The organism is Pseudomonas sp. NIBRBAC000502773 (assembly GCF_006517195.1).
Lineage (GTDB): Bacteria > Pseudomonadota > Gammaproteobacteria > Pseudomonadales > Pseudomonadaceae > Aquipseudomonas > Aquipseudomonas marginalis.
Map to the genome: position 1 here is coordinate 3,470,858 of NZ_CP041189.1, position 17,372 is coordinate 3,488,229.

At 61.8% G+C, this 17,372-nt stretch carries 6 protein-coding genes; all 6 read left to right on the forward strand.

Annotated features, from left to right (window positions below):
* Positions 1-266 precede the first annotated feature (266 nt).
* The 6 genes from pgaA (at position 267) to NIBR502773_RS16145 (ending at position 17,371) form a co-directional block, all read left to right on the forward strand.
* Positions 267-2,747: a poly-beta-1,6 N-acetyl-D-glucosamine export porin PgaA gene (gene pgaA, locus NIBR502773_RS16120; protein ID WP_141156427.1), complete on the forward strand. Its 2,481-nt coding sequence runs from the start codon at positions 267-269 to the stop codon at positions 2,745-2,747.
* A 12-nt stretch (positions 2,748-2,759) separates the two neighbouring features.
* The gene (pgaB, locus tag NIBR502773_RS16125) at positions 2,760-4,757 is read left to right on the forward strand and encodes a poly-beta-1,6-N-acetyl-D-glucosamine N-deacetylase PgaB (protein ID WP_141156428.1); all 1,998 of its coding nucleotides are present in this window, start codon (positions 2,760-2,762) and stop codon (positions 4,755-4,757) included.
* Positions 4,758-4,759: 2 nt separating this feature from the next.
* Positions 4,760-6,100, forward strand: a complete 1,341-nt coding sequence (gene pgaC, locus NIBR502773_RS16130; protein ID WP_027608081.1) for a poly-beta-1,6-N-acetyl-D-glucosamine synthase — start codon at positions 4,760-4,762, stop codon at positions 6,098-6,100.
* 2 nt (positions 6,101-6,102) lie between these two features.
* A complete protein-coding gene (gene pgaD / locus NIBR502773_RS16135) occupies positions 6,103-6,585 on the forward strand; it encodes a poly-beta-1,6-N-acetyl-D-glucosamine biosynthesis protein PgaD (protein ID WP_108574897.1) in 483 nt (160 codons plus the stop codon).
* A gap of 455 nt (positions 6,586-7,040) precedes the next feature.
* Entirely contained in the window at positions 7,041-8,762 is a 1,722-nt protein-coding gene (locus NIBR502773_RS16140; RefSeq protein WP_141156429.1) for a ShlB/FhaC/HecB family hemolysin secretion/activation protein, read from the forward strand.
* Between the two features lie 29 nt (positions 8,763-8,791).
* Positions 8,792-17,371 carry a hemagglutinin repeat-containing protein gene (locus tag NIBR502773_RS16145; protein ID WP_141156430.1) on the forward strand — a complete coding sequence of 2,860 codons (8,580 nt, stop codon included), beginning with the start codon at positions 8,792-8,794 and terminating at the stop codon, positions 17,369-17,371.
* Position 17,372 lies beyond the last annotated feature (1 nt).

Sequence of the window (17,372 nt, forward strand, 5' to 3'; positions counted from 1 at the left end):
GAGCGGGAGTGCCCGCGATAAGGGTCAAACAGTCGACGCACGTACTGACTGGCACCCCGTTATCGCAGGCAAGTCCGCTCCCACATTCACATTTCAGGCGGGCCGCGCAATTCTGAACAATTGTTCCGGATTGGTCTTTTCCCTACTTTCCTGAGAGATAGTTCACACAGGAAAGCTAGGCCGGGTCATTGGACGCCGGCACCCTGCGGCAATTCGCTCAGGACCACCTATCGTTACAGCTTTCCGTGTGTAAGGAAGCTCACGATATGTTGCGAAACCTACCACTCAGTGCATCAGGCCGGTTGCGACTGCTCGTCGGGGCCGCCTTATGCAGCCAATTACTGATGCCCGCCTTCGCCATGGCCGATCCGGCCTATGACGCGCTGATCATTCAGGCGCGCAACGGCAACTTCACCCCGGCCCTGACTCAATTGCGCCAACTGTCCGCCGAGCGCCAGACGCCAGGCCAGGTCAGCGATCATGTGGTGATCGCCGGTTGGGCCGGCCAGGACGCCGAAGTGCTGAAGGTGTACGAGGCCCAGGGTAAACATCGCAACCTCAGCACCCAGGCGCTCGCCACCGTCGCGCGGACCTATCGCAACCAGAAGCAATGGGCCCAGGCTGAGGCCGTCTATCGCCAGGCGTTGCTGCGTGAACCGAATAACGTCGACCTGCAACTGGGCCTGGCCCTGACCCAGGCCGACGGCGGCAAGGCGGACGAAGCGGTACAACGTACCCGCGCATTGGTCGCCGCCAAGCCCGATGACCCCAACCGTCGCATGGCCCTGGGCTATGCACTGACCCGCGCCGGCTTGAACTACGACGCGCTGTTCGAGTTCGACCAGGCGTTTATCCGCGCCGGCGACAAGCCTGACGTCGCCCGCGAATACATCGTCGCCCTGCAAAAGGCCCGCCTGCCGGAAGCCGCGTTGCGCCTGTCGGCCCAGCGTCCTGGCCTGCTGGACCCGGTGACCCAGCGCCGCCTGGAAGGCGACCTCGCTGCCGAGCGTGTGCGCATGGCCGAGTTCGCCACACGCAGCGAAAAAGAACGCTACGTGATTGCCGACCGCGCCTTGGCGGATTACGACAAACTGCTCGCCCGCTGGACCCCGGACGCCAGCGCCCATGACGATGTGGTGCGCTGGCGCATCGACCGTCTCGGTGCACTCAAGGCGCGGGCGCGTACCGCCGAGGTGATCCGCGAATACGAGACGCTTAAGGCCGAAGGCGTGCAACTGCCGACCTACGCCGTGCGTTGGGTGGCTGCGGCCTACCTGGACCAGCGCCAGCCGGAAAAAGCCGAGCCGCTGTATCGCCAGGCCCTGAGCGCCCCCGACGCCGAGCCCGATGATCGGGTCGAAGACACCACTGCGCTGTTCTACGCCTTGCAGGAAAGCGATAAAGCCGAGGACGCCAACGAGGTCGCCAAGAGCCTCGCCAACAGCCAGAACCCGCGGGTCGAGCTCAAGGGCTTGCCCATCGGCAACCCCAACGATGCGTGGATGGACGCCCAGCAACTGTCGGCCCAGGCCGGCGTCTACGGCGGCGACCTGCCGGGCAGCGAAGCCGGCCTCGAAGCGCTGGTGGCGAAAGCCCCTGGCAACGTCGGCCTGCGCCTGGCCCAGGCTGACATGTACCGCGCCCGCGAACTGCCACGGCGTGCCGAAGGCATTCTGAAGGAAACCGAAGCCCAGGCCCCTCGGGATATCGGCCTGGAAGTGAGCCAGGCCTACACCGCCATGGACCTGCAGGAGTGGCGCCAGCTCGACGTGCTCACCGACGATGTGCTCGCCCGCAACCCGGACAACCGCCAGGTGCAGCGCCTGAGCCGCCTGCGCGACGTGCATGACATGGCCGAACTGCGCGTCGAGGCGTACACCGGCAAAAGCTTTGGCGGCGGCAATGACAGTGACGCGGGTGCCGTCGCGGGTAGCCGCGATTGGGGCATTGAGAGTCGGATCTACACGCCGCCCATCGACGAAGACTGGCGTGTATTCGCCGGCGCCGGGTACGCCAAGGCCGATTTCAGCGAAGGCACGGGCCAGCATCGCTGGCAGGTCGTGGGCGTGGAGCGGCGTACCCGCGACATGACCATTGAAGCCGAGGTGTCCAACCACTCCTACGGCGATGGCTCCAAACAAGGCGCCGCGGTGTCGATTGCCCGTGACATCAACGACAACTGGCAATACGGCGGCAGCCTGGGCTACCTCCTGAGCACCACGCCGCTGCGGGCGTTGAATGACGGTGTCACGGCCAACGGTGGCAGCGGCTTTATCCGCTGGCGCGCCAACGAAAGCCGCGAATGGAAACTGACCCTCAGCCCCTCCCATTTCAGTGATGGCAACGACCGCTTCGAAGCCTTACTCAGCGGCCGCGAAGGCCTCTACAGCTCACCGAAGGTGCAAGTGGACCTGGGCCTGGAAGTCGGCGCCAGCCGCAACAGCAAGGAAGACACGGTGTACTTCAACCCGAAGTCGGATTTCACCGTGCTGCCCGTCCTCAACATCAACCATGTGCTCTATCACCGCTACGAGACCCAGTGGAGTCAGCAGTTCCAGGTCGGTGCGGGTACCTATAGCCAGCGGGATTATTCCACCGGTGGCATCGGTCTGGTGGGCTACGGCCAACGCTTTCGCTGGAATGACGTGCTGGACGCCGGCGCCAACCTGAGCCTGATCAGCCGACCTTATGACGGGGATCGCGAACGCGATCTGCGTCTGCTCGTCGACCTCACTTACCGTTTCTAAAAGAGCCTGACCATGACCTTCCTCAGCCGTTGCTTGTTGGTTCTGGGCGTATTGCTGGCCAGTGCCTGCGCCCAGCAACCCGCGCCTTTCACTCCACCCGCCGAGCGGCCGACACCGGCCAACGAAACGGCGTGGCCGAAAAACCATTTCCTGGGCATTGCCTACCATGACGTGTCGGACCGTGATCCTGACCAGGCCGTGGTGGCGGTACGCACCGAGCGATTGATCGAACAGCTGGCCTGGCTGCGGGAGAACGGCTACCAGGCGGTCAGCGTCGACCAGATCCTGGCCGCCCGCAATGGCGGCCCCGCGTTGCCGCCCAAAGCCATCATGCTCAGCTTCGATGACGGCTATTCGAGCTTCTATACCCGCGTGATGCCGATCCTGCGCGCCTATCGCTGGCCGGCCTTGCTGGCGCCGGTGGGCTACTGGATCGACACGCCGATGAACAAACCGGTGGACTTCGCCGGCTCGCCACGGCCGCGCGGCGAGTTCCTCACCTGGCAGCAGATCCGCGAAGTGTCCCAGTCCGGCCTGGTGGAAATCGCCGCACACACCGATGCCAGCCACACCGGGATCCTCGCCAACCCCCAGGGCAACCTCGAGCCGGCGGCGACCTCGCTGCGCTATGACCCGGCCACGGGCCGCTATGAAAGCCAGGCCCAGTTCCAGGCGCGGATGCGGGCGGATGTCTCGGCGATCTCCAACAAGATCCAAACCGTGACCGGCAAGAAACCACGGGTATGGGTGTGGCCGTACGGCGCCGCCAAGGGCACCTCGCTGGCGATCGTCAGCGAGCAGGGCTACCAGATGGCCCTGACCCTGGAAGACGGCCTCGACAGCTCCAGTGACCTGATGAACAGCCCCCGCTTCCTGGTGGCCTCCGACCCGGACGGCGAACATTTCGCCAACAGCATCGTCGCCGTGCAAACCCCGGCACCGCTGCGGGTGCTGCATGTGGACCTGGACAACGTCTACGACCCGGACCCGGCCCAGCAGGCGCGCAACCTCGACCAACTGGTGCAGCGCGTGGTGGACATGGGCGCCGGTACGGTGTTCCTGCAAGCCTTCGCCGATCCCAAGGGTGATGGCCTGGTGCACGAACTGTACTTCCCCAACCGTCACTTGCCGGTGCGCGCCGACCTGTTCAACCGCGTCTCCTGGCAGTTGCACACCCGTGCCCATGCCGCCGTGTATGCGTGGATGCCGGTGTTGAGTTTTGCCCTCGATCCCAAGCTGCCCCGCGTGACGCGCTGGGACCCGCAAACCGGCCAGGTCGCCACCGACCCTGACCAATACAAACGCCTGTCGCCATTCGACCCGCAGGTGCGCAAGATCATTGGCGAGATCTATGAAGACCTGGCGCGCAACAATGCCATCGACGGCGTGCTGTACCACGACGACGCAGTGCTCTCGGACTTCGAAGACGCCAGCCCCGCCGCGCTCAAGGCCTATGCCGCCAACGGCCTGCCGGGCAGCATCCAGGCCCTGCGCGCCGACCCGGCGGTGATGCAACGCTGGACGCGCTTCAAGAGCCGCTACCTGATCGACTTCACCAAAGAGCTGACCGCCAAGGTCCACGCCATCGGCGGGCCGCAGGTGCAGACCGCGCGCAATATCTTCGCCGAGCCGATGCTCAACCCGGCGAGCGAGGCCTGGTTCGCCCAGAACCTCGATGATTTCCTCCAGACCTATGACTGGACCGCGCCGATGGCCATGCCGCTGATGGAAGGCCAGGAGTACAAGACCTCCAATGCCTGGCTGGAGAAGCTGGTGGCGACGGTCAAGGCGCGTCCCGGCGCGATGGAACGCACCGTATTCGAACTGCAGGCCAAAGACTGGCGCACCAAGGCCGCGCCGGATATCGACGCTGTACAGATGGCTGAATGGATGGGTGTGCTCAAGCGCCAGGGTGTCACGAGTTTTGGCTACTACCCGGACAACTTCCTGGAAAATTCCCCGGACCTGAAGACTGTGCGTCCGGCCCTTTCCAACCAATGGAATCCTTGACCATGTTCGACAGAATCCTGGCGTTATTCGTGCTGGCACTCGTATTAGGCGTGCCCCTGGGCCTGATCTTCCTGGTCACCGGGCAGTTCCTGATGGACTTCGTGTTTTTCTACCCGCTGTTCATGTCGGCGCTGTGGATCGCCGGTGGCTTGTACTTCTGGCTGCATTGGGAGCGCCACTGGCCCTGGGAGGAAGACACTCCGGCACCGACCCTGGCCGGCAACCCGCTGATCTCGATCATCATCCCTTGCTACAACGAGGGCGATAACGCCGCCGACACCATTCATGCGGCGCTGGGCCAGCTGTACCCGAACATCGAAGTGATCGCGGTCAACGACGGCTCCAAGGACAACACCGCCGCCGTCCTCGATGCCCTGGCGCTGGAACATCCGCGCCTGCGGGTGCTGCACCTGGCGCAGAACCAGGGCAAGGCCGTGGCCTTGCGCATGGGGGCGGTGGCCTCGCGCAGCGAATACCTGGTGTGCATCGACGGCGATGCGCTGCTGGATAAAAACGCGGCGGCCTACATGGTCGCGCCGATGCTCGACAACCCGCGCCTGGGCGCCGTCACCGGCAACCCACGCATCCGCACACGCTCGACCTTGATCGGCCGCGTGCAGGTGGGCGAGTTCTCCTCGATCATCGGCTTGATCAAGCGCACCCAGCGCGTATTCGGGCGGATCTTCACGGTGTCGGGTGTGGTGGTGGCGTTCCGTAAAAAGGCGCTGGACCGCATCGACTACTGGAGCACCGACATGATCACCGAGGACATCGATGTCAGTTGGAAGCTGCAGCTCGATCACTGGAGCATCTTCTACGAGCCGCGCGCGCTGTGCTGGATCCTGATGCCCGAGACCGTCGGCGGCCTGTGGAAACAGCGCCTGCGCTGGGCCCAGGGCGGTGCCGAAGTGCTGTTCAAGAATATTCGTGGCATCTGGCAATGGCGCCATCGCTACCTGTGGCCGCTGCTGTTCGAATACTGCCTGTCCACCGGTTGGGCCTTCACCTTCCTGCTCTCGGTGATTTTCTGGGGCCTGGGCAAATTCATCGTGCTGCCGCCGGCAATCACGGTGGACTCCCTGGTCCCGCCGGCCTTTACCGGCCTGGTGCTGGCGATGGTGTGCCTGGTGCAGTTCGCGGTGAGCATCCTGATCGACCGCCGCTACGAGAAAGACCTGTGGAAAACCCTGTTCTGGACCGTGTGGTACCCGATGGTGTTCTGGCTGGTCAGCCTGTTCACCACCCTGGTCAGTTTCCCCAAGGTGCTGTTCAACCAGCACCAGAAGCGCGCGCGCTGGGTCAGCCCGGATCGCGGTATCAAACCTGTTGAAGAGGAGGCCTGAGCATGAAACTGGTCAGAACTCGCCAAAGTACCGTGATGTGGATCATCGACGTGATCCTGACCTTGATGGCCTGGGCCGGACTGGTCTGGCTGCTGGCGCGCGGGATCACTTCGATGCTTGAAACCCACGGCGGCCCGCGTATCGAGGCGCCGATTTTCGCGGCGCTCAATACCTTGCAGATCTACCTGTGGATCGCACTGTTCAACGCGGTGATCCTGGTCACCTGGGCACGCTACCAGCAACGCAAGGGGCGCAAGTTCGCCCAGCGCCGTGCCGAAGCCAAGGCCCTCACCGACAAGAACCTGAGCGAGAGCTTCAGCCTCGCCGAGGGCGACCTGGAGCAACTGCGCCGCCCGGGCGTACTGGTGATCCACAACGACGAAGACGGCGGCGTGTCGGAAGTCAAAGCCCACGTCTCCCGCGACGTGGAAAAACCAGGCTTGACCCTCGTGCCTGGCGCGTCTCAGAACAAAGACGCCAGCTAGTGGTGTAAACCACAATCCAATGTGGGAGGGGGCTTGCCCCCGATTGCGGTCGATCAGCTAATGAATACTTGGCTGACACCCCCTATCGGGAGCAAGTCGAATCGTCGCACCGCCCCCCACATGGGACTCTTACCCTGCCGATCCCGATTATTGGGATCCAATTCACAAAACTCCCGCGAACTTATCTGCTTTTTTCGGTACTAACTTCTCTCGGAAGAACTTGATGGCCAAGTAATGGCAACTTATAAGTTCTCCGACGAATCGCTATCAGAACAGCTGCCACCTGTCGGAATAATATTTCCAGTTTCAGGTCGTGTATCTTTTTGATGATTTTTTATTGTTATTAATCAATGTGTTGCGTGAATAACTAGCACGAACATGCAACTGGCCCTGTTTCTTGGGTTACTGCTAGTTCGATGTTAGTTTCGCGGCCCCTGATTTTCGACGGACCGAACATGTCTTTTTTATTGCCACGGACTCGGTATTTGCTATGCACTTTGCTGCTTGCTTATTTGAGCGGCAACAGTGCCTTGGCCGCCCCTACGCCGGGGGATCAGGACCTGATCCGCGACCGCCAGAACCGGCTTCTCGAAGAGCAGCGTCGGCGCCTGGAAGAGCTCCAGGACCTGCCCGGCAAGAGCAATCAGCCACAGGCCCCGGCACAGCCTGCGGACTCACGCTGCTTCCCCATCCAGGACATCGAACTCAAGGGCGCCGACAGTCTCTCCGCTGCCGACCGTAACCGCCTGCTTAAACCCTATATCGGCCAATGCCTGGGCGTTACGCAGCTCAATGAGCTGCTCAAGGTCATCACCGATTACTACATTGCCCAGGGCCGCGTCACCAGCCGTGCCTACCTGCCGCAACAGGACCTTTCTAGCGGCCACCTGCAAGTGCTGGTGGTCGAAGGCAAACTCGAAGGCCTGAAGGGCGCCCAAGGCAGCACGGTCACCGACCGCGAGCTGGCCATGGCGTTTCCCGGCAAGGTCGGCGAGGCCCTCAACCTGCGTGAGGTCGAGCAACTGGTGGATCAACTGAGCCGCCTGCCGTCCAAACAGGCGCAAATGGAACTGACCCCCGGCACGCAGATCGGCGGCAGTGAAGTGCTGGTCAAAAACCAGCCGCAAAAACCCTGGCGCGCCAGCCTGTCGCGCAACAACGATGGCCAGAAAAGCACCGGCGAACAGCAGTGGGGCGCGGGCCTGGAATGGGACAGCCCGCTGGGCCTGGCCGACCAACTGATCCTGCGCGGCGGCCACGACGCTATCAGCGACCACCAGAAAACCTCGAAAAACAGCATGCTCTACTACAACGTGCCGTGGGGCTGGTGGAACTTCAGTTACACCTACAGTGAGAGCGATTACCGCACCCCGGGCGATCTTGACGGCTACAAGTACAAGCAAACGGGCGACAGCCAGAACCACCAGGTGCGTGCCGAGCGCGTGGTGCATCGCGATGACGTGAGCAAGACCTCGGTCAACGTCGGCCTGACTCATCTGCGCACCAACAACTACTTCAACGACGAGCGCCTGGACGTCAGCAGTAACCGCCTCAGCGAGTTCCAGGTGGGCATCAACCACGGGCGCCGCATCGGTAGCGCCTTCGTCAACCTGGATGTCGGCATGCAGAACGGCACCGGTGCCTTTGACGCTCAAAAGGACGACCAGGAACGCATTCGCGGCAACCTCACCCCAACCCCGCGCTACCGCAAATACACCGCCACAGTGAGCTACCTGCAACCCTTCACGCTGTGGGGCGAATCGTTGAGTTTTTCCAGCCTGGCCACCGGACAGCGCAGTGAAGACGTGCTGTATCCGGCGCAACGCATGAGCCTCGGCGGCTCGTACTCGGTGCGTGGGTTCAAGGACCAGCAACTGACCGGCGACAGTGGCGGCTACTGGCGCAACGAAGTGCGTTGGGCGCGCCCGGTGACCCTCGACTGGATGCGACCGGCCTTCGCCGAGTACGGCGCCAGCGTCGGCTACGACCAAGGCGTGATTCGCAACGATCGCTACAACGATGACCAGCACGGCAGGGTGTCGAGTAACTCCCTCGAGCTGTTCGCCCGCGGCAAAAACGTCAGCACCAGCGTGACCTTTGCCCACTCCCTCGAGCGACCTGGCGTGATGACTGAGCGCGAAGCGCCGATCTATTTCCGCCTGGATTTCTACCTGTAATTCAACACCGCTGCCTTGAGATTTTGAATATGGACGTTCGCCCTGTTACTGCCCTGAAAAGCTTGAGCCAACGCGGCCTGGCCCTGATCCTGGCCAACGCGTTGTTCTGGCAGCCGCTGCTGGCCCAGGCCGACGGCATCGTGGTCAGTGGCCCGGGCACCACGGTCGGCCAGGCGGGCAATGGCGTGCCGGTGGTGAATATCGCCACCCCTAATGGCAGCGGCCTGTCCCACAACCAGTTCAAGGACTACAACGTCGGCCCCAACGGCGTGATCCTCAACAACGCCAACGGCATTGTGCAAAGCACGCAACTGGGCGGGATCATTGTCGGCAACCCGAACCTCAAGGGCGGCGCGGCGAACGTCATCCTCAACGAAGTCAAAGGCGGTAGCCCCAGCCAATTGCGCGGCTACACCGAAGTGGCGGGCCAGTCGGCCAAGGTCATCGTCGCCAACCCCTACGGCATCAGCTGCAACGGTTGCGGGTTCATCAACACCCCGAACGTCACCCTGACCACCGGTAAACCGGTGATTGATCAGACCGGGCAACTGAAAAGCTACCAAGTCGACGGCGGCGCCGTGACCATCGACGGCAAAGGCCTGAACGCGAGCAACGTCGACCACTTCGAGATCATCACCCGTTCGGCCAGGATCAATGCGCAGATCAACGCGAAACAACTCACGGTGATCGCCGGGCGCAATGACGTCGACGCCCAAAGTCTGAAAACCACCGCGCGCGCTGACGACGGCAGCACCAAGCCGGAACTGGCCATCGACTCCTCGGCCCTGGGCGGCATGTACGCCGGTGCGATCAAACTGGTGGGCACCGAAGCCGGCGTGGGTGTGAAGCTCGACGGCACGCTCGCCGCCAGTGGTGGCGATATTCAGCTCGACGCCAACGGCCACCTGAGCATGGCCCAGGCCGCCGCCAGCGGTGCGGTGGACATCAAGGCCGCGAGCCTGGAGACCAAGGGCGCCGTGTACGCGGGCACCACCCTCAAGGCACAGACCAAGGGCACCCTGAAAAACAGCAAGACCCTCGCCGCCCGCGACAGCATCACACTGACCAGCAACGGCCAGCTGACCAACAGCGGCATCATCGAAGCCGGGGTCAACCCCGACAACACGCGCAATGCCGGTGGCGACGTCTCCCTCGACAGCCAGCACCTCACCAACACCGGTACGGTGATCGCCAATCGCAACCTCACCGCCACCGCGCAAAGCCTGGATAACCACGGCGCTACCTTGAGCGCCAAGCAGGCGCTGAACGTCACCGCCGCCAGCGTCGACAACCGCAACAACGGTCGCCTGCTCAGCGATGGCGCACAGACCCTCACCGTCAGCGGCCTGCTGGACAACAGCCAGGGCGGGATCATCGACAGCACCGGTGCGTTCACCCTTAACGGCAATACCCTGGATAACAGCGCTGGTAACCTGACCGCCGGCGGGGCGATCACCCTGGATCTGATCGGCGACCTGATCAACCGCAACGGCAAGCTGGCCAGCGCCGGGCCGCTGCTGATCCAGCGCGTCGCGCACATCGATAACCAGGGCGGCAAACTCGCCAGCCAGGGCTTGCTGACGGTATTCGCCAACAGCATCGACAACCGTAACACCGGTACCCTGGCCGCCAACGATGGCCTGACCCTGACCACCAGCGGCCTGCTGCAAAACGGCGGCAACGGCCTGATCCACAGTGAAAAGTCTGGCGTGACCATCACCGCCGGCACCCTCGACAACAACGGTGGCCGCATCGCCGCCAAAGCCGGTGATGCGCAGATCGACGCTACGGATTTCAACAACGGCAGCGGCGCGCTGTTTGCTCGGGATCGCGTGCACCTGACCGGTATGAATGTGGATAACGGCGGCGAGATCGCCGGCAACCGGATCGACGTCAGCCTGACGGGGGCCCTGGTTAACCGTGGCCTGATCGAGAGCGCCACCGCCCTCGACGTCGACACTGCCAGCCTCACCAACAGCGGCCAGATGCGCGCCCTCGGCACCACCGGCAAGACCCGCTACGCCATCGGTGGCCTGCTCAACAACAGCGGTAGCCTGGAGACCGCCAACGACCAATTGAGCCTCGCCGCCACCCGCTTCCAGAACACCGGTGGCAAGGTGTTGCATGTGGGCACCGGCCTGCTCGACCTCAGTGAAATCAGCCTTGATGACGTGGGCGGCAGCCTGACCACCAACGGCGACCTGACCTTCAACAAAGCCAGTTGGATTAATAGCACCGCGATCCAGGCCGGGCGCCTGACCGTCAACGTGGATAACCTGCAACAGACCGCCACCGGCAAACTGCTCGGCACCCGCGCCCTGGTCGGCAGCGGCCAGGACTGGACCGTGGGCGGCGCTATCGCCAGCCAGGGCAGCCTGGATCTTTCGGTGGGCAACCTGCTCAACGACCACGGCCTGATCTTCAGCGGCGGCGACATGAACCTCAAGGTCGACCGCCTGAAAAACCTCGGCGCCGCGATCTACGCCATGGGCAACCTGCGTGTCGACCGCGACGGTCAGGGCGGCTTGGTCACCAGCATCATCAACAGCTCGGGCACCATCGAGAGTGAGCGCAACCTGGTCCTGGCCGCCAGCACGATCCAGAACATCCGTACTGTGCTCACCACCGAGTCCGGCATCTACAGCGCCTCCATCACTCCCACGGCCTGCATCTTTCGCGTGACCGGTGGCGACTGCGAAGGCGGCAAGCAGAACCGGCCGTTCCAGATTACCCAGCGGGATCACTTCATCGTCAGCGATGCCACGGCAGCGTCCAGCATTACCTCGGGCGGCAACATGCTGCTCACCGGCGGCGAGCTGCTCAACAGCAGCAGTAGCATCGCCGCCGGTGGCAACCTCACGGCCGTCGTCAACCAACTCACCAATGTCGGTGTAGTGACCCACGACACTCAGTACGATCGCATCTTCACCTCCGCCCGTGAGCGCAAGCCCGGAGGCTGGTACCGCGAAGCCGCTGCGTTCACCCAGCGCTATTCGGCCGGCCAGGACATGAGCGGCGTCGAAGCGGGCCTGGCCTCGTTCATCGGAAAAATGGAGAGCGAAAAGACCGACCTGCGCAAAACCACCCAACTGGTGGTGCCCGACCAGAGCTACGCGGCCGTCATCCAGGCCGGCGGCAGCGTAGACGTGAGAGCCCAGGCCGGCGTCGACAACAGCGTCGTGCAAGGTGGCTACACCTACGTCGGCAGCGGCGCCAATACCAAGGCGCCGGGCTACTCGACCCTGGTCAGCCTCAACGCGCAACTGCCACCGGACGTTGCCCAGCAGCAGGTCAACCCGCTTGGCCTGCCCGGCTTCGACCTGCCCACCGGCCAGAACGGCCTGTTCCACCTTAACGCCAGCGATGGCGCCAAAGGCCTGCCCACCAGCCAGTTCGCGGCCAGCCCGCATAAATACCTGATCGAAACTAACCCGCTGTTCACGGATATGCGCAAGTTCCTGGGCTCGGACTACATGCTGACCAAGCTCGGCTATGACCCCGACACCGCGCAAAAGCGCCTGGGCGATGGTTTCTACGAACAGCGCCTGATCCAGCAAGCCGTACTCGCCCGCACCGGCCAGCGCTTCATCGACGGCCAGACCAGCGACGCCGACCTGTTCAAGCACCTGATGGACAACGCCATCAGCAGCAAAAGCGCGCTGAATTTGTCCGTAGGCGTGAGCCTCACCGCCGAACAAGTCGCCGCCCTGACCCACGACATCGTGTGGCTGGAAAACGCCACCGTCGCCGGGCAACAAGTGCTGGTGCCGGTGCTGTACCTGGCCCAGGCGAATAACCGCCTGGCACCCAACGGTGCATTGATTTCCGGCACCGACGTCAACCTGATCACCGGCAGCCACCTCAACAACGCCGGCACCTTGCACGCCACCGGCAACCTGCTGGCGAACGTCGGCAGCAACCTCACCAACAGTGGGTTGATGGAAGCCGGTGGTCGCATCGACCTGCTCAGCGGCAACAACCTGACCAACCGCGCAGGCGGTGTGATCAGTGCGGGCAACGTCAACCTCGCCTCCGGCGCCGACCTGCTCAACGAACGCAGCGTCACCACCCACGAAAGCGCCAGCAGCTACCGCACCGAACGCAGCGACTTCGTCGACAGCGCCGCGCGCATCGAATCGGCCAACGATCTGGCCATGCAAGCCGGTGGCAACGTCAACAACGTCGGCGGCGTGCTCAAGAGCGGTGCCGACACCACGGTCAAAGCCGTGGGCGACGTCAACATCACCGCCTCGAAAACCCTCGACAGCGGCGCCATCGGCAACCGTTCCAGCTTCACCACCATCGCCCAACAGGGCTCGGTGGCCGATGCTGGCCGCGACTTGCATGTGATCGCCGGGCGCGATATCAGCGCCATCGCCAGCCACGTCGAAGCCAAGCGCGACGTCAACCTGATTGCCACCCGCGACCTCAACGCCATCGCGGCAGCCAACGAGCAACACTCCACGGGCAACACGAAAAAGGTCAAGAGCATCGAAGACCACGTGCAGCAAGTGTCCAGCGTGATCAAGGCCGGCGGCGACGCCACCCTGAGCGCCGGGCAGAACCTGCAACTGGTCGCCAGCCAGGTTAATGCCGGCAACGAGGCGTACCTGGTATCCGGCAGAAACCTCGAGCTCAAAGCCGCCGAAAACCAGGACTACAGCTTCTACAGCAAGACCAAGAAAACCTCCCAGGGCAAGAAATTCCGCCTGGATGAAACCGACGTGGTGAATAACGTCGGCAGCCTGGTCAGCGCGGGGACGAACAGCGCCGTCGTCGCCGGTGCAGACCTGCTGCTGGCCGGCAGTGCCGTCACTGCCGAAAAAGGCGCCACCCAACTGGTCGCCGGCCAGGACGTGAACATCCTCGCCGTCAGCAACGCCGACAGCGCCCGCCACGAACGCAAGGAAAGCAAAAGCAGCTGGGGCGGCCTGAAGTCGAGCAAAGTCCAGGACAAAGTCGACGAAAAACGCACCACCGCCCTGGGCAGCATGGTCTCCGGCGAAACCGTCACCGTCGCCGCCAAACGTGACGCCACGGTCACCGGTTCCAACCTGGTCAGCACCGGCGAACTCGCCGTCCAGGCCGGCCGCGACCTGACCATCGACGCGGCACAGAACACCTTCGCCCGCACCGACATGCACAAGGAAAAAAATCGCGACCTCACCGGCGTGCTGACCGGCAACAAGCTCGGTCTGGATGACATGACCGGCAACCAGAAGCTGTACATCAACAGCTCGAAACACAACGGCACTGCAAACGAGACAACTTTGCTGGGGAGTACGGTTGGGTCCAGCGCCGGCAATGTAAATCTGGTCGCCGGACGTGAACTGAAGGTAGTCGCCAGTGATTTGGTGAGTACGAAGGACATGTCGTTAAGCGGCTCGAATGTCACCATTGCCGCCGGCACAGAAACGGCTACCCAAACTAGTAAGGACAGCTCCAGGAGCTTGGCAGTAGGCCGGGTTATTGGTGGCGTGGCGGTGGATACCTATAAGAGCATTCGCAATGACGTTCGGGCCGCCCAACAGGCTGACGACAGTCGTCTGAAGGCCGTCAAAGGTGCCCAGGCGTTACTGTCGACCTACGATGCGCTGGGTGGCAGTAATGACGCGGCCAATGAGTCAGATGGCAAGCCTGCCAACAGCGCTGGCTCGGTGTTCAAGATTGGGACCGAACTCGCGTCTACGCAGAAAAAAAGCACCAGCGAATACAACGCCGAAACGGTGAAGCAATCGACCCTGAACAGTGGCGGTAGCTTAACAATCGTCGCAAGCGGGAATGCGCAGGGCACCGCAGGCGACTTGCATATCATCGGCAGCAGCATCAAGGCTAAAGACACACTGTTGCAGGCCAAGAACAACGCGATTCTGGAAAGCGCCCAGGATCGGAGAAACTGGGATAACCAGAATAAAAATAACAAGACCAGTGTCGGCGTCAGCCTCAGCTTCGGTGAGCAGAGCGGCTTTGTGCTCGACTTGGGTGCTCAGATGGCCAAGGGTATGGGTACCGGGCATGAAATCACGCAAGTCAATAGCACGGTGGATACCGGACTGCTCGTTCTTAAAACTGGTCAGGACGCTACCCTGGCAGGCGCGCAGGTACATGCAGACGCGATAAAGGCGCAGGTTGGCGGCAATCTGAATATTGCCTCGCGTCAGGACGAAGCTAGCCAGAAGAACAAGCAAACCAGTGGCGGCGCGGGCGTGAGTATTTGCGTGCCACCTTTCTGTCTGGGGTCCATGGTTTCGGGTAGTGCCAATATTGCTGGCAGCAAAATGAACAGCGATTACAAGGCTGTCGCCCAACAGTCCGGTCTGTATGCGGGCAAAGGTGGATACGACATCAATGTCGGCAAGAACACCACCCTTCAAGGTGCGGTGATCGCCAGCGAAGCCAGCAACGACAAGAACTACTTGAGTACTGACCGACTATTGGTCAGCGACATCAAAAACAAAAGCGATATCAAAAGCCAGTCCGCGAGCCTGAGCTATTCCGGCGCAACCGCCGGTTTCGAAAAAGCTCGCTCAGGGGTTGGTGGCACGATTCCGCTGTTGCTCAAGGAGTCTGATAGCAGCAAGACTCGCAGCGCGATCAGTCCTGGAACGATCGACGTAAGAAGCGCGGACGGGGCTAATGATCTGATCGGCCTGAACCGCGACACCGCGAATGCCAACAAACTGCTCGACCGGCCTGATGAGAAGGCCATGCAAGAGCGTATTGACCTGATCCAAAGTTCGGCGCAGCTGTCGAGCAGCGTAATCAACAAGGTTGCCGAAGCCAAGGCGAGTAAAGCCGCAGCATTGAGTAAGCAAGCAGGCGAACAGGCAGAGGCTGGTTCACCTGATGCTGAGCGGACGGCTCTGGCGGCGAACGCGGCGTATCTGGATGCCAAAAGTTGGCAGGTGGGTGGTGATAAACGGTTGATGGCAGATATTACCTCCGGTTTGATTGCCGCCGGATTGGGTGGCGCGACTGGGAGTACCGCTGTCGGGATCGTTGCGAACACATCGTCCAGTGATATTTTCAACAAAATCGGCAGTTTTGCCGATGCGCAAAAAAATCGTAAAGGTATTGATGACGCGACAAGAGCTGCATGGGCAGAAGGTGGCGCTGCGCGCGTTTTACTACACGCACTGGCCGGTGCGGCGCTTGGCTTGTCCAGCGGGAATGTACAAAGTGCCGCGCTAGGCGTCGGGGCCTCCGCTGCGCTTATGCCGTCCATTGGTGAGGCTCTGAAAGGAAGCGAGTTGAGTGAGGAAGAGCAAGGCGCCCTTTCGACCTTGATTGCTACGAGTTTGGGGGCTTCGATTGGCTCAGCCAACGGAGTCAGTGGCTCGGTTGTAGCCGGTAGCGGAGCAGCGGCAGTTGACCTCAATAACCGCCAGCTACACGCCATTGAAATCAATAGAATCAAGGCGCTGGCAGGAAAGTTCGCGGAAGAAAAAGGTATATCCCTGGAGGCTGCTGAAGCCAGGCTTCTCGCCCAGGCGCAGCAGAATGTCGATAAGGACTTTGCGACTGACCATGCGATGGTCGACCTCAGTGCGATGTCTTTTCTGCGCTCCCAGGCAGCTACGTTTGTAGACGAAAGCGGGCGCACGATGTTGATGTTCGCCCCTGGCGGTAAAGACGCCTACGAAGATGCGGGGATGTATGGTCATACCTGGAATCAGTTTACGACTGAGCAACAGGCGATGCTGGGTGCAGCCTCAAACAAAAAACAGTCCCAAAAAGACAGCGAAATATGGGATGCAACCCGCAGCACTGCCCTTGGAGGCTTAGGCAAAGGCGTTGTGAACTATCCCAGCGATGCCTTGAATGGGATCATCGACTTCGGGAAGCAGTTTCTACACCTGGATGAAGTGGGTAAGGAAGTTGTTCCGGTACCTTTGGATTACGACAACCCGGTCGAGCGAGAGGTTGCCAGCGGTACGCAGCACTTGATAGACAACGCGATGATGGTGCTGGGGGCCGCATGGTCGTCAATGGGTGGCAAAGGCCATTCCAGCGATTTACCGTCGGGAGAGACAAAAGTCGCGGGTGACGGTAAGGCAGCGGCGAGTGATACCAGCCTTACAGGTGCGAAAGGACCTCCGAGCGATTTGCCCTCTGGGACAACGAAAGTCGTGGGTGATGGTGCTCCAGCGGCGAATGGTGCTAGCTTCCAGGGTGAAAAGCCGACAGCGGAAGCACCTAAGCCGACGAGACTTACCACGGTTACGGACGAGATGAAGGCCAATCCTTACCATCCGGATTGGCAGCGGTATGCAGGTAGTGAGCCCCGAGCGGTTGGGGCGGATGTTGTTAGCGGCGTTCCACAGGTGGTAGATCCGAAGTCCTTAATTGGAAGGCAGGGCCGAGATGAAATATCCGGGTCACAGGTGAAGCGAATGACAAAGGACATGAAGGCCAATGGGTTTGATGTAAATCACCCTATCGAGGTGGCTAACGTGAACGGGAAGTTAATCATCCTTGATGGCCACCATCGCGCGGAGGCCGCTGCGAAAGCTGGGATTAAAGATGTACCCGTCAATGTGCACAGCGTGACCAAGGAACAGGCTGATCAACTTATGCGAGAAGCTGCTGAAGCTCGGGTGAGGTACTAAT

Excerpts from the sequence above, each read along its gene's own strand:
- pgaA (WP_141156427.1), top strand. The coding sequence starts at position 267 with ATGTTGCGAAACCTACCACTCAGTGCATCAGGCCGGTTGCGACTGCTC.
- pgaB (WP_141156428.1), top strand. The coding sequence starts at position 2,760 with ATGACCTTCCTCAGCCGTTGCTTGTTGGTTCTGGGCGTATTGCTGGCC.
- pgaC (WP_027608081.1), top strand. The coding sequence starts at position 4,760 with ATGTTCGACAGAATCCTGGCGTTATTCGTGCTGGCACTCGTATTAGGC.
- pgaD (WP_108574897.1), top strand. The coding sequence starts at position 6,103 with ATGAAACTGGTCAGAACTCGCCAAAGTACCGTGATGTGGATCATCGAC.
- NIBR502773_RS16140 (WP_141156429.1), top strand. The coding sequence starts at position 7,041 with ATGTCTTTTTTATTGCCACGGACTCGGTATTTGCTATGCACTTTGCTG.
- NIBR502773_RS16145 (WP_141156430.1), top strand. The coding sequence starts at position 8,792 with ATGGACGTTCGCCCTGTTACTGCCCTGAAAAGCTTGAGCCAACGCGGC.